Here is a 13,495-nt window from a genome sequence, read left to right as displayed (position 1 = left end):
TGAGAGCTGATGAGGCGCAGTGCTCCTGTCCGTGCGCTAGCGGTGCAGCCGGGCGCAGCCGCTAATTCTCGAGCAGATAGCGCGGGCGGTCGTCTGCCGGATAGCAGCGATGCTGGATCTTTCCTCCGGCGTCCCTGACCAGATACCAGAAAGCCAATTTCTCCCTGGCGGACACGTCGCAGGTCAGATCGAGAAGTCTGCCGCGTGTCGACGCCGGCGCCTTGACGTAGAGGACGGCTGCGCTCGGATACAGCCGGTCATGGAAGACGTCGTTGAAATCCTGCACTGTCGCGTCCGTCAACGCCGTGGGCAGCGCGTCGAATGCCCGGAAGGCGAGGGGCACGCGCATCATTTGCAGCCAGACCTCATGCGGTGCCAGGCGGTACGATTCGCCGAGAAGAGCGACCGTTTTGGCCGTTAGTCCGTCCTGGCGCGAGCCGGCCCAGAACGCTGCCAGCCATCCGAGTGATTCGGTCGGAGCGCATCCCAGCAGGATCCTGCTCATGCGCTGGACCGCATCAACGTCCGCATCCGCCTGCGTCAGGTCGGTGCCGCGGACGGTCATGTCGGCGGCCGACAATTGCAGGACGAGCAACTCCCGAAGTGCCTTCGGTTCGCACTGGTGCTGAGCCGCGGGCAGGTTCGCCGCGACGATACGCCTCAGCAATTGCGCATCGTAGCTCTCGCCGGCGGCGATTTGCCGGGCAACCCGCGAGACCGTGGGATCGGTCAGGTTGGGAAGGATCGATGCCGCCCATGCCAGGGCGGAAGCCGCCAGCAAGCAATTGGCGCCGCGCGCGAGCCAGCGCGAGCGGCGAGATGCGCCGGCTTCGGCCTTAGGCTCCCTCGACATAGTACGCGTTGTAGTGCGAGCCTTTGTAGCCCTCGATGCGCTTCAGCATCTTCGGGTTTGCACCGTTGAGAACGGCGCCCAGCACCTTCTTCTGGATGCCTTCTGAGCTCGACATCGATTCCTGCAGGGCGGTACGCGTGGTGCGGCCCCATTCGATGACATAGATATAGGCGTCGATGAGGTGGCTGATGGCCTTGGCGTCGGTCACCGGCATCACCGGTGCAAGATCGATGACGATGTAGTCGTATTCGTTACGCAGCAGCGTCAACAAATCGGCCATCGCCTTCGATGCCATGATGTCGGCGGAGTTCACCATGCGCGTGACGGCAAAGGAGGGCAGGAAATCCAGGCCGGTCTCGGCGCTGCGCCGGATGTGATGTCCGACCGATTGCGGACTCTTGAGAGCCTCGAGCAACCCGCTCTTGGCGGTCGGGTCGAGCTCCTTGGTGAGCGAACGCGTATGGAGGTCGCCGTCGATCAGCAGCACGCGCTTGCCTGTGAATGCGGTGAGGTGCGCGAAGTTGGCGGAAACCGTGGTTTTGCCTTCCTTCGGAAGCGACGACACGATGCCGATGACCTTCACCTCGCGGGACAGGCGGGCGAGATCGATCGAGACCTTGATGTTGCGCATGGTCTCGGCATAGCGCGAGAAGGGATGGTCGATGACGTAGCGGGAGAGCGGGCCGGCGTCGGCTCCGCCGTCGGGCGGTCGCGATCCGCGCACCTTCGGCAAGCCCATCGCCTTGGCGCCGATGGCCGGAAGCACTCCGAGACATTTGACGCCGATCTCGTCCTCGACCTCGATCGGAGAACGCAGCACGTCGCTCAGCATCTCGCGGGCGAAGGCAGCGCCCAGGCCGAAGCAAAGGCCACCGAACAGCGCGCCGATCAGCGAAAGCACGGTCTTGGGGGAGCTCTTGCGGTCCGGCTTCACAGCGGTGCTGATGATCCGGGATTCGCTGATCGGGAAGCTCTGGTTCTGCATCGCCTGCTGCTGCTTCTCGAGGAAGCTGTTGTACAGGTTGCGGTAGGTGTCGGCCGCGCTCTCGAGGTCGCGCAGCTTCACCTGCGCCTGGCCGGTGTTGCCGGCCTGGCTGACCAGGTTCTTGAGGTTTTCCTCCAGCGAGGTCTCGCGGCTCTTGGCGATTTCGTAGTCGCTGCGATAGGCGTCGCCGATACGCTTGACTTCGTCCGCGATCGACTTGCGCAGCTCTTCCATGCGGTTGGCGAGATTGACCGAGGCCTGGTGGGTCTTGCCGTAGCGGGCCGACCAATCGGAATACTGCGCCTGCAGATCGAGATATTGAGCGCGCAGGCGGGTGATGACGGGATTGTTCAGCGCGTCGGTGACCGTCGGCTGGGCAAGATCCTTGTCGCTGATCGCCTCGATGCGGTCGAGCCGTGCCTTGGCCTCGGAGGTGGCCGCGCGCGCCTGGATGAGCTGCGTGTTCACGTCGGTGAGCTGCTGCTCGTTCATCAGGCCGCGGCTGGTGCCGACGATATTGTTCTGGCTCTTGAAGGTCTGCACGGCGCGATCGCTGGCGGTCGCCTGCTCGCGCAACTCGGCACTGCGCTGCTGCAGCCATTCGCTGGCGCGCTTGGTGGACTGATACTTCGCGTCGAGCGCGCCCACGATATAGGCGTCGGCGATCTCGTTGGCGATCTGGGCCGCCTTGTCGGGGTCCCGCGAGCGGAAGCTGGCCGACAGGACGTAGGTCGTCAGCAGGCGCTCGACCTTGAGGTTGTTCTCGACCGCAGCGACCGTCCCGCGTTCGATGCGTTCCTTCGAGGCAGGCCCGTCCGATCCGAACAGCCCGATGACTTTTCCGATAATGGCGGGCAGCAGGCCCGGATCCGAGCCGTTGAACTCGGGATCCTCCGTCAGATTCATGCGGCGGACGACGGACCGGATCAGATCGTCCGAGGTGATGATCTCGACCTGGCTATCGACGAAGCCGGGGTCGATCAGCGCGTTGGGCGTGCCGTTGTCCTTGTCGAGCACCTGCGTCTGACGGGTGTCCATCAGGATGCGCGTGTTCGCCGTATACATCGGCGTCGCCGTCAGCAGGTAGACGAGGCAGATCGCCACCGCGACGCCGACGACCCCCGCGATGACAGGCCACTGCCGGCGCAGAATGCCAATGATGCGCTCGAGGCTGAGAGACGACCCCGCCAAATCGAAGGCGGACCTCTCTTGCAGCTGGAATTGCTCTCTGGGCTGATACATCTGAATGTTCATCGACCTGACGTGGGATTATTGGGGGAGCGGCGCAGGAGCAAACGGATCGCCGACATCCGTACTCCACTCGCCGGACATGAGGCTGTTGGCAGAACCAGAAGGCTTGTTGGTCGCCGACCCTGGCGCACTTCCCGACGGGGACGCCACCGCATTCGGATTGAATTCGACAGCCTCGAGCTCCGCGGAGTAGCCGGCGCTCACGGCCGAGTCTGACAGCTTCTGCACGAACTGACTGATCTTCTGGGCGTTCTCGGGTTTGCGCGGCACGCAAATCAGCTGCGCCCGGCGCAGCGCCATGCCGATCGAGGTCCGTTCGACATTGGCGGATTCGCTGACGAGCGCGCGCACCGCGGACAGAATCGTGATGTCACTCACGACATAGGCTGCAAGGCGACCCGTGAGCTTGTTGCGGTCGCCGCGGACGTCGCGGTCCCGCAGGAGCGACGTCGGCTCCATCTGGAAGACCTTCAAGATCTCCGCGGACACACGCTCCCCCTGCTCGACGCATTGCGCCTCGCAACGGCCGGCAGCGCACACCAGCATCAGCACTGCGAGAGCAAGTGCCGCGCGAAATCCGCCCAAGAAACCACCTGAGGCACGATCGGAAGATTGTCGTCGTTGAGGCAGGCCCAAACCACTCATCGCGTTCATTCAAATCGCCGCAAGACTTCGCTCAAACCGAGTGTCGCGCTTAACTATGTCAAATTCTTGTGCGGTGCAAAATATAGTCTGGAACCCCGGAGATTCATAGCAAATTTCACAATGCGCGATGACCTGTTGCGAACAGGGTATACGGCAACGCCCGCGGCGCGAGCCACGGGCGTTGATATACACGATCCGCTTAAGAAGTGGGATCCGGAGGCGCAACAATCAGAGCGACGAACCCGAAAGGGAAGCGAAGCGCTTCTCGCGGAGCTTGCGTCCATGATCGCCGATGTTCACCCAGAAGCGCGGGTTGGCGCCGGACTGCATCGAGATCCATTCGTAGCCGAGCGAATTCCAGGGGCGGACGCTCGCGGACAGATTGTCCAGCACCACGTCGCCGTCGGAAAGCCGGGCCACCAGCACCAGGTGACCCTGTCCGCCATCGATGCGCACAACCGCAAGGCGCAGGGCGGCCTGTGGCCATCCCATCGCGATCAGCTGGTGACGCTTGGTGACTGCGTAGTCATTACAGTCACCCGCTGACGGCGAGACCGTCCAGTTTGCGGTCACCGGATCCGTCGGCTTGCGCATCGGCGCAATCGATTCGTTGACCGAGAGGTTCACCTGGCGAAGCATCGCCATGGCGGTGTCGGCAGGCGGCAACGAGCGCTCGCTGACATCGGTGCCGCATTCCGCATCGTTCTTCATGCAGAATTTGACGAAGTTCATCGGCGCGAGTGCGTTGTCGAATTCTTCGATGAACGAAGCTCCGGCCGGACGTTGCGTGCTGTCCGACTCGGCCTTCGCGGTGTTGCCGGCGCAGGCAATCAGGGCTGCGAGCAACGGCGCGTACAACAGTTTCATGTCATTCCCCGTTATCCGTCTTTCTTGACGCAACAGGTGTCGCACAAAAGATTTTAGAGGCAGGTTCCCCGAACCTCTAAAATTGAATGCAAATGACCCGGCCACGTCTGCACGTGGCCGGTTTGGTTAATCAATCCGCTGGGGTTGAATTCGTTCCGGGCTAGCGCGACGGGCTAGTGGCCGTAAGCGACGAGGTCCCCGTCGATGCCGCGAACAGGGTCGTCGTCGTTGTCGTTGACTGGGAAGCAGCGCCCGCTCCGGCACTAAACGAGGGGGGCGGAGGGGGGCTGATCGCGCCGCCCGAGCTCGGGGTTGGTGTCGTCCCTTGTCCGCCACCTGCGGTGGTGTCGCCGTTGGCGTCCGCGCCGGTGATGGCCTCGGTCGGAATGTCGCCGGTGATGCTCGTGAAGGACTGGATCAGCCCCGGCTTTTCGGTCTTCAGCGCGACCTCTTGGATCTGCTGGGCGAACTGGGGCTGCGTCAGCACGCAGACCGCAGCGGCGGTGCCCATTCCCGCGCCAATTGCACGGCCCTGGTCATCCGAACTCGCCTTGGCCAGCGAGGCCATGCCTTCCAGGCTTTCCGGGCGATTGGTCAGGAGATCGCGGACCTGCGAAGCAAGACCGCCCTGACCGTCCTTGAACTGGTCGAGCAGAGCGGCAGGGTTACCAAGAAATTGGATTGCCCCCTCAGACGTCACTGCGGGATTTGGCACGCAGCCGTTCTGTGCTGCAAAAGTCGACGTCGCTGCCGTCATGGCGAGCAAGGCAGCCCCGAGCCCCACGGAAATACGCATTCAGCTCCCCAACCATGCAATCGAAAAAGTTTGACTTAACATATTGCCAAAACCGCAATTACGCTACTTTTTTTGCTCGGATGAGGGCCTGCTTTGCGCCAGCCCGCAGCCTGTGATCGCCGCAAAAAACACGCCGAAACCTGGAATCTGCAACGAGAAATCGATGCTCGTATGCAGGAAGCCAAGCGTCGCCACACTTGCACCGATGATCGGTATGTAGCGGTCACGCCGCCGATGCAAGCTTCCATTTAACAAATGGTAAAGATACCAGAGACATGTGACTATAATCAAACAAGCAGCAGGAAGGCCGAGCTCGGCTGCAAGCTCGAGCGGCGTGCTGTGCGCGCGGTCCCAAACTCCGAGACTTCCGAGTGAATCCGGCCGATAGGCGGGAAATGCGCTTTCGAAGTTTCCGTAGCCGATCCCGAGCAGCGGATGCTCCTGGATCATTGTCAGTACGGTTCGATACATCGTGAACCGCTGTTCATCCACGAGGCCGTAAGTCAGGATTCGTCCCGCCACAGCGCCGCCGACGAGCTGAAACAGCAACAGCGCTGCCACCGCGATTCCTGCGAGCCAGCCCCAGCGGCGAAGCTTGCCGATGCGCAGCGGTGCGAAGAAGAGCGCGGTCGCCATAAAGACCGTCAGGATCAGCAGCAGAAGCCCCGCGCGCGAGCCTGTCATCGCCGTCGCAACCATGCAGACGACAAAGCCGCTTCCCAGCGCCACGGGGGAGGACAGATAATATGCGATCAGTGCGGTCATTTGCCGCGAAGGCGGTCGACTTGGCCGATCCTGCCGATAGATGAAGCGCAGCAATGGCAGCAGAAACAGCAGGGCGCAGCTCGCAAAGAAGGTCGCAGCCGTGTTCCTGTTGACGAATGTGCCCGTGACGAAGCCGATATAGGCTTCCTTGCGGCGGAACAGGAGCGAGGTCGGATCGCCGATCCCCGCGAGGATTCCGTAGAGAGCATAGGCAAGCCCCGTCCAGGCGAGGATGCGCAGCAGCTGCCGCGCGTTCTCCGCGTCGGTGGCGATGTAGACGGCGCGCGTGAAGGCAAGCACAAACAATAGCGGATAGCCGAATGCGAGCCATGGCCCGTTGGCGGTGACCGAGACGCGGCCGGGCAGATCTGCTCCCACCACGCCTCGCGCCACCGCCCACGCCGCATCGACCTCGTGAAGAGGTGAATTCGGCCATAACTGGACCGTGATCACGGCTGCGACGACGACGAGAACGGCGAACAACGGCAGCAACAGGTAGAAATCATCGAGCGTCGCGCTGCGCAGGTCGGCGGTGGCGAGGCTGAACGCGAGCAGCGCCGTCCAGATGCAGATCCAGACCGTCTCGGCGGAGCCGAACGGCAGCGGGGCCAGCATGAATACCCCGATCGCCGTAAACCGCGAAACCTTGTACAAGATCAACTCCCGAGAGCCGCAGCGCGGCTCCGCATTCCAGTTCCCGAAGCTGGGTGCTCTTTTGCCACATTCGTGCCGAATGAATAGGTTAATTGCACAGTTCGCGAACATGCAAAGCGAGCAGCATTAACGCGAAGGGTGTGTGGCGCGATCAGCTTGTTGTCCTGCAGATGGCAAGCTGCACATCCCGAGGCACGCGGCCGATTCGTTCGCCACCTGCCGGGTGCATTTCCTGCGGCAAATTAACCGTCGTGCCAATGCCTTCGATATGGGCGACACCTCCAATCGATATGCATGCGACGAGTGCGGGCGGGACATTGTATTCAAATCGAATGCCCAGTAGAAATGCTGCACTGCAAGGTACTAGGAAATTGCCGTGACGGTGCCCGCTCATCGCGAGAAAGCGCATGTCCTCACTCTGGACAGCATTCGGGGAATTGCCGCGGTCACCGTGGTGATTCACCATGTGATCCTGATGCCGACCTTTCTTGCGGCATTTCCGAATCGTTCGTGGATCGACTGTGCGTTCTTCCGCAGTGGCGGATTTCTGGTCGACCTGTTCTTCGTGCTCAGCGGCATCGTGATGTCGTTGAGCTATCTGCAGACCGATTTCGGGCGCTTCTCCCTGCGCGACTTCATGGTTCGACGGTTCGCGCGCGTCTATCCGCTGCACATCGTGATGCTTCTGGTGTTGTTGCTATTCCGTCTCGCGCGCATCGGGCTTGGCCTGGTGATGGCGGGCGTCGTCGTGACCGCTCCCGCGGCCTTTGAAGTCAACAACGGCTATTCGTTTTTCCTGAACGTCTTCCTGCTGCACTCGCTGGGCTTTGTTCAGTACCTGAACTGGAATGCGCCGAGCTGGAGCATCAGCGTCGAATTCTACACCTATCTGGTGTTCGGCCTGATGCTGCTGGCCGCGCAGCGGCTCAATTCGCTCGCCTGGTTTTATGTCGGGGCCGTCGCTCTGGCGATCGGCAGCTGGTTGATTCTCACGCTGGTGATCGCGACGCCTCAACTGGACGTCCAGTTTGATTGGGGGCTGCTGCGATGTTTCACCAGCTTCTTTCTCGGCGTGCTCACCGTGAAAGCGGTCGAGGTACTGCCGCGTGACATCAGCCCCGCTTTTCAGGGCGGCATTCAGTTTGCGGCCGCGGTTGCAGCCGTGGCGCATGTGTCGCTGACCGAAGCATATCCCTGGGCCAGCTATCTCGCGCCCGTAACCTTTGCCGTGCTCCTTGGCTCGCTATTGGCGTTTCCGAAGGCCGCCGTCGTTCCTGCTACGCTCACGATCAGGCCATTGTTATGGCTCGGTCAGCGGTCATACTCGATCTACATGGTTCACGCCTTCGTCGTGCTGCTTGCCGAGTATTTTGTTCGCGCTGCCGGCAAGCCGGCGGTGGACAGGCTGGAAGCGATCCATCCAGGACTGGCGCCCACGCTCAATCTGCTGATCGTGCTCGGCGCCGTACTCGCTCTCTCGCAATTGACGTATCGGTGGATTGAATTGCCTGGGTCCAGGCTGGTGCGGAACATGTTCCGCGGAGCGTTGACGTATTCGCCGGCACCGGCCGAACCCTCTACACGCCTTTCGAGCTAAGGACGAATATGACGACGACAACGCTAGCGCTGCGCCGGACAATGCCGCTGTTGCGATTCCCCGTGCTGATGTGGGGAGCGTTCAGCCTCGACGCCGTTGCGATGGCCACATATTTCCTGCGCGACGATTTCTCGGCGGCCGCCCGATATTATCTCTACATCGCCCATCTGAGCCCGATCTGGTTCATACCGGATGCCTTCGGGTTCGTCTGTCTCTTCCTGTTCATTAATCGCTGCATTATCCAGAACCGCAGCATCATTGCCGTGGTCGTGCTGGTGTGGATCTTTCTGTCGCTCGGGATCGGCTATCTCTTCCTGGGCAACACCACCGCGCTCGCCTCGTCCTTCAAGATGATCCTGCCCGTCTTCATCGGTTTCAGCTTTTGCGACGCGGAAACCGGGACCTACAAGAAGCTTCTGCTGCTGATGACGGTTCTGTTCTACGCGTCGATCTTCGGCGTGGTCGTGTCGGCCTATTGGAAGGCGCCGTGGCTCAATTACACCTATGAGGCGTTCGGCGTGAAGCGACAGGCGGGGCGCCTGTGGTGGGCGGGCTCCGAACAGCGGCTGTCCGGTTTCTGTGAGGACAGCACCGTCGTTAGTCTCTTCATTCTCGTTGCTTTCGTCATGACGTCGATACGAAAGAACGTGTTGTGGTGCCTCGTTTGTGGCGCGCTTGCCCTCTACGCCTTGAAGCTGACGACGAGTAAGACGACCATGGGCGTTCTTGCCATCTATCTGATGGCGTTGCTCGTCGTCCGGGCCATGCCTGAAAATATGCGCTTCCCGACCCTGAGGATGCTGGCGGCATGGTCCTATGCCACGATCCTCGTTCCCATCTTCTTGATCCTGGTCTTTGGCGGAACGTCTGTCGGCCAAAAGGCTTTCCTCTTCAGCCTGGTCGACCGGATCAACAATAGCTGGCAGAAGCCGTTCATCTTCATGTCCCAGTTGATGCCGGTCGGCTACATCACCGGCTGCGGTGTCGGCTGCTTCAACTATCCGATGAACCAGTTTTCAAACCTGACGTCGTATTGGGTGCCGGTCGACAATTTCTATCTCGTCACCTTCCTGATGTTTGGCTTGCCTTTCGTCGTCTTCATGTTCTTCGTCATCCGTGCGACGTTGCTGACGACCGATGTCTACAAACTGTCCCTCACATTCGTGCTGAATATCTTCAGCGTCACTGTGGCCGACTACGGGCCGGCGTCGGGTCTGTTGTTGATGTCGTTCATCTTCAGTGGGGTGTTCTCCAAGCGTGCTTCCTTCGTCTTCCAGGGAGGGAAGCTGAAGCGGCGCTTCGCGCTGCCTCCGAATGCGGCTGCTCAAGGCGTCCCGGCCATGGGCGGAGCCACGCCCAGATTAAGCGAATCGGGCTGAAGGGCCGGTGATGCACAGGCGTCTCGCATTCATAGATACCTTACGCGGCATCGCTGTTCTGTCGGTGCTGCTCCAGCACGCGCTGGAGCAGATCGTGCTGAACCAGGCGGCCGGCGACTATTATCGGTTCTTCCACAATGCGGTCGGCGAGTATTTCAACTTCGGCCGGTTCGGCGTCGTGCTGTTCTTCTTCGTCAGCGGCTTCGTGATTCCAAACAGCTTTCCGAACAGCTCCGCGCCGATCCGCGACTTTGCGATCAGCCGCTTTTTCAGGCTTTACCCCGCCTATTGGGTGTCGATCGTCGTGGTCCTGCTCATTGCGCCGGCGTTCGAGGGGAAGACGTTTCCCCTGTCGCAGATCCTGGCCAACATCACCATGTTGCAGATGTTCATGAACATCCAGAACCTCAACATCGGATATTGGACGCTTGCTGTTGAGTTGATCTTTTATGTCGGATGCATCGCGTTGTTTGCGATCGGGCTCCTCAGGGCGCGCTGGACTGCGATTTGCATCGTCGTCGCGGCTTCTCTGACCGCAATCGTGGCCTTTCCCTTCGTCAAGAACCATCTCGTCTGGGGCTTGCTCGAGCTCATACTGGATCTGACGGCGATGTTTCTCGGCAAGGTGGTGCGCGATGCCGTGATCGGCGAGCGTCTGCAATGGCGCCACGTCGCCGTCTGCACACTGCTTTACGTGCTCTATGCGGCCGCCTGCGCCTATCGGCGCTACGGCGTGGATTATCAGGACAATTTCTTCTGCGCTTACGGCATGGGGGCCGCCTATATCGGAGCTGCCTTCTTGTTCCTGGCGTTTGCCGCTCTCGGCGAGCGCGGAGCTTCTGGCGTTCTGTCCTTTGTCGGCCGCATCAGCTATTCGGTCTATCTGATGGGGCCCTACGTGCTTGTGGTGATCGTGCAGTATTTCGGAACGGGTCAGAGCCCGGGCCAATGGTCCCTCTTTGTGATCGGAGTTGCTTTGGGGTCGATCCTGGTCAGCTGGTTGAACTATCTCACTGTGGAGAAGCCGATGGTGGCGTTCGGTCACCGGTTTCGTTCGCAGGCATTTACCGCGGTCGGGCTTCAGCCGTCGCTGCGGGGACAGGGGGCCGAATGAGCAGCCAAAACGAAAAAACCTACGCGGAGTCCGGCGGCGCCTTCGTGCCGTCAATTCAGGGATTGCGTGGAATTGCTGCGCTCACCGTTTTGATCTGTCACTTCCGCGACATGCCGAAGGGGGGCATGCCTGACGGGCCCGTCGCAGGCTTCCTGCCGCCGATCTGGCCGTGGCTTCAAGCCGTGCTCAACTCGGGCGGCCACGGAGTCGAGCTGTTCTTCATGATCAGCGGCTTCCTGATTCCGGCAAGCCTGGTGCGGCATGCGTCGATCGGCAAGTTCATCTACGACCGCGTTCTGCGCATCATGCCGCTCTTCGTCATCCTGCACCTGACGGTGTTCCTGGTCGGGCCGTTCGTCGGATACAAGTTCTTCCGCGGCTTGGACCTGCCGGGCTATATCGAGGTCTTCATCGCAAACCTGTTCTTCCTGCAGAATGCGCTCGGCTTGCCGATCGCGCAGCAGAACGCCTGGACGCTGACCTATGAATGGGCGTTCTACATCTGGTTTGCGCTGACCTTCTGCGCGGTGATCCAACTCAAGAACTGGTGGCTGGCGGCGCCGATGATGGTGGTGGCGGTGATCTGCTTGCTCTATTGGCCGATCGCGGCGTTCTTCGGCATCGGCATGCTGTTCAGTGCCACGAACATCCGTATTCCTGTGTCCGGTCCGCTGGGACTGGCTGCGGGCCTGATCTGCTTTGCCGCGATGTACGCAGCGCTCGACCTCTTTCATCCCTTCGTCAGCCTCATTCCCGGTTTCCTGCTGTTCGGGATGGTGCTCGCGCCGGGGTCCGGCGTCTCGACGGTTCTCAAGGCGTCGCCGCTGCAATATCTCGGCAAGATCAGCTACAGCTTCTACCTGGTCCATCCCTTCATGCTGTTTCCGCTGCAGATGATGGGGCTGAAGCTGGTCGACCGCGGATACGATCGATGGCTGCTGTGGTCGGGCTTCGTGGTCATCGGGACAGTGCTGGTGCTGATCGCCAGCGCGATGAGCTACGAACTCATCGAGGTCCGTTTCCGCCGCCTGATCGACAGCACGTTCCGGAGCGCCTTGTTTGGAAAGAGGGTGGAGCGCAGCCCGGCTTGACCTGCTGATCCGGAACCGGGCTACGCGCGGCTCCGTCAGGCCGGCCTCTGATAGAACCGGCGCAGCCGCAGCGCCGGTTTTTCAATGACGTTCCAGGAGAAGGCCGCAAAGCCGAGCGTCAGCACGATGACGATCGGCAGGATCACCGCCAGCGAGAGGCGGTGATCGGGCCCTAAGACGCGCTGGAAGATGTCGATCGTCGCCTGCGTGATCGGGAATCCGTAGAGATAGATGCCGTAGGAGAGATCCTGGCTGAACAGGCGATCGAATGCTTTGAAGCTCTGCATGCCGATGTAGACCGTGCAATAGGTCAGGAAGATCCCGGCCAGCGGCAGCAGGACGTTGAGCCACATGATCGCGGCGTAGCAGAGCGCCGAGGCGGCAAAGATCGCCCAGTGGATCGGCACGTATTTCGCATGCAGGCGGAACAGCATGCCGAAGAAGAACATGAAGACGAGGTACCAGCCTGCCAGCCTCGTCGAATCGGACCGGACGTTGAAGGTCGCGGGATCGATGAAGTAGGCGACCAGCTCGATGAGGAGCGCTACGCCCACCAGCAACGTGATCCAGCGGATCTTTCGCGGCTCGTCCGAGATCATGCGCGCAAGCAGCAGCGCGAAGGCGAACACGTAGCACCAGAGCTCCCAGGGCAGGGTCCAGAGATTGGCATTGACCATTTCCGGCCAGGGATTGTGCAGGAACAGGCCCGGCAGCTCGAAAGTGACGTGACCGACGATGTTGCCGAAGTAGCGGTAGAACTGGTACTCGGTCAAATATTGCGACAGCGGCAATTGCGTCAGCAGCGGTCCGACCACGAGCGCGCACAGCGTCACCTCGACGCTGAGCGCCGGGACGATCCGCAGCACGCGGTTGATGAAGAAGGTCTTGAGATCCGGATTCCTGATGGCGCTGCCGGTGACCAGGAAGCCGCTGAGCGCAAAGAACATCCCGACGAGCGCGATCAGTCCGGGACGGAGCAGCTCCTGGATGATTTCGGATGCATGGAGGTGGCTGAAGGACAGCGCGGTCAGTCCGCCCATCTTGTCGATGGCGGCGGCGCCGGGGTCCTTGAGGACATAGACGGCCATTCCCGGTTCATCGAGCTTCTTGACGAAGACGGCGCCGGCGAACAGGCCGGCAACCGCGACACGGCAATGATGCGACAGAATGACCAGCGACAGCAGGTGCCGCATCATGTTGAAGCCGGGTCCGAGACCCTTGTTCTTGGCCAGAATGCTTTCCGCGGTTTCGTGGCGCGCCAGGCCCGACTGGATGGTGTCGGGCAGCCGCCGGAGCCGCGTCGGAGCGGAGGGGCGCTCGCGGCCGAGGGCGCCCGGCAACGAAACGGTTGCGAGCTCTGCGTCTCGATCCGGTTGCGACATTCTCGTCAGCCTTTCATGCGCCTGTTTTGGCGGCATCTGCGGATGCCGTGGAGTTGAAGCCAATTCATGGCCGTGCGGCCGGCTTGGCATAGCATCGAATTGCGGCGTTCACCCAA

General features: G+C 61.1%; 11 protein-coding genes. 4 read left to right on the top strand and 7 right to left on the bottom strand.

Annotated elements, in window-relative coordinates; genetic code table 11:
* Positions 1-61: 61 nt before the first annotated feature.
* The 6 genes from QA645_RS34920 to QA645_RS34895 form a co-directional block, all read right to left on the bottom strand.
* Entirely contained in the window at positions 62-781 is a 720-nt protein-coding gene (locus tag QA645_RS34920; RefSeq protein ID WP_283045748.1) for a hypothetical protein, read from the bottom strand.
* A gap of 55 nt (positions 782-836) precedes the next feature.
* Positions 837-3,080, bottom strand: coding sequence for a polysaccharide biosynthesis tyrosine autokinase (locus QA645_RS34915; RefSeq protein ID WP_283045746.1), 2,244 nt, complete (start codon positions 3,078-3,080; stop codon positions 837-839).
* Positions 3,081-3,107: 27 nt separating this feature from the next.
* Positions 3,108-3,743: a hypothetical protein gene (locus QA645_RS34910; protein ID WP_283045745.1), complete on the bottom strand. Its 636-nt coding sequence runs from the start codon at positions 3,741-3,743 to the stop codon at positions 3,108-3,110.
* A 219-nt stretch (positions 3,744-3,962) separates the two neighbouring features.
* Positions 3,963-4,601, bottom strand: coding sequence for a transglutaminase-like cysteine peptidase (locus QA645_RS34905; protein WP_254129186.1), 639 nt, complete (start codon positions 4,599-4,601; stop codon positions 3,963-3,965).
* A gap of 160 nt (positions 4,602-4,761) precedes the next feature.
* A complete protein-coding gene (locus QA645_RS34900; protein ID WP_254129187.1) occupies positions 4,762-5,397 on the bottom strand; it encodes a hypothetical protein in 636 nt (211 codons plus the stop codon).
* 63 nt (positions 5,398-5,460) lie between these two features.
* The gene (locus tag QA645_RS34895; protein ID WP_283045744.1) at positions 5,461-6,816 is read right to left on the bottom strand and encodes an O-antigen ligase family protein; all 1,356 of its coding nucleotides are present in this window, start codon (positions 6,814-6,816) and stop codon (positions 5,461-5,463) included.
* Positions 6,817-7,192: 376 nt separating this feature from the next.
* Between QA645_RS34895 and QA645_RS34890 the strand changes: the two genes are divergently transcribed.
* Genes QA645_RS34890 through QA645_RS34875 form a run of 4 tightly spaced genes read left to right on the top strand, consistent with a single transcriptional unit; the run spans position 7,193 to position 11,997 of the window.
* Positions 7,193-8,413, top strand: coding sequence for an acyltransferase (locus QA645_RS34890; RefSeq protein WP_283045743.1), 1,221 nt, complete (start codon positions 7,193-7,195; stop codon positions 8,411-8,413).
* Positions 8,414-8,421: 8 nt separating this feature from the next.
* A complete protein-coding gene (locus tag QA645_RS34885; protein WP_283045742.1) occupies positions 8,422-9,792 on the top strand; it encodes a hypothetical protein in 1,371 nt (456 codons plus the stop codon).
* 10 nt (positions 9,793-9,802) lie between these two features.
* Positions 9,803-10,906: an acyltransferase gene (locus QA645_RS34880; RefSeq protein ID WP_283045740.1), complete on the top strand. Its 1,104-nt coding sequence runs from the start codon at positions 9,803-9,805 to the stop codon at positions 10,904-10,906.
* Positions 10,903-11,997, top strand: coding sequence for an acyltransferase (locus QA645_RS34875; protein WP_283045739.1), 1,095 nt, complete (start codon positions 10,903-10,905; stop codon positions 11,995-11,997). The genes QA645_RS34880 and QA645_RS34875 overlap by 4 nt, the downstream gene beginning before the upstream one ends.
* Positions 11,998-12,032: 35 nt before the next feature.
* Here QA645_RS34875 and QA645_RS34870 read toward each other — a convergent pair whose 3' ends face one another.
* Complete coding sequence (locus QA645_RS34870; protein WP_283045737.1) at positions 12,033-13,379, bottom strand: acyltransferase; 1,347 nt, start codon at positions 13,377-13,379, stop codon at positions 12,033-12,035.
* Between the last annotated feature and the right edge of the window lie 116 nt (positions 13,380-13,495).

The organism is Bradyrhizobium sp. CIAT3101 (assembly GCF_029714945.1).
Taxonomy (GTDB): Bacteria; Pseudomonadota; Alphaproteobacteria; order Rhizobiales; family Xanthobacteraceae; genus Bradyrhizobium.
This window is presented reverse-complemented; position numbering and strand designations above follow the sequence as displayed.

Bases quoted from the DNA above. Each gene is read 5' to 3' on its own strand.
- QA645_RS34915 (WP_283045746.1), bottom strand. From the start codon at position 3,080: ATGTATCAGCCCAGAGAGCAATTCCAGCTGCAAGAGAGGTCCGCCTTC.
- QA645_RS34910 (WP_283045745.1), bottom strand. From the start codon at position 3,743: ATGAACGCGATGAGTGGTTTGGGCCTGCCTCAACGACGACAATCTTCC.
- QA645_RS34905 (WP_254129186.1), bottom strand. From the start codon at position 4,601: ATGAAACTGTTGTACGCGCCGTTGCTCGCAGCCCTGATTGCCTGCGCC.
- QA645_RS34900 (WP_254129187.1), bottom strand. From the start codon at position 5,397: ATGCGTATTTCCGTGGGGCTCGGGGCTGCCTTGCTCGCCATGACGGCA.
- QA645_RS34885 (WP_283045742.1), top strand. From the start codon at position 8,422: ATGACGACGACAACGCTAGCGCTGCGCCGGACAATGCCGCTGTTGCGA.
- QA645_RS34880 (WP_283045740.1), top strand. From the start codon at position 9,803: ATGCACAGGCGTCTCGCATTCATAGATACCTTACGCGGCATCGCTGTT.
- QA645_RS34875 (WP_283045739.1), top strand. From the start codon at position 10,903: ATGAGCAGCCAAAACGAAAAAACCTACGCGGAGTCCGGCGGCGCCTTC.
- QA645_RS34870 (WP_283045737.1), bottom strand. From the start codon at position 13,379: ATGTCGCAACCGGATCGAGACGCAGAGCTCGCAACCGTTTCGTTGCCG.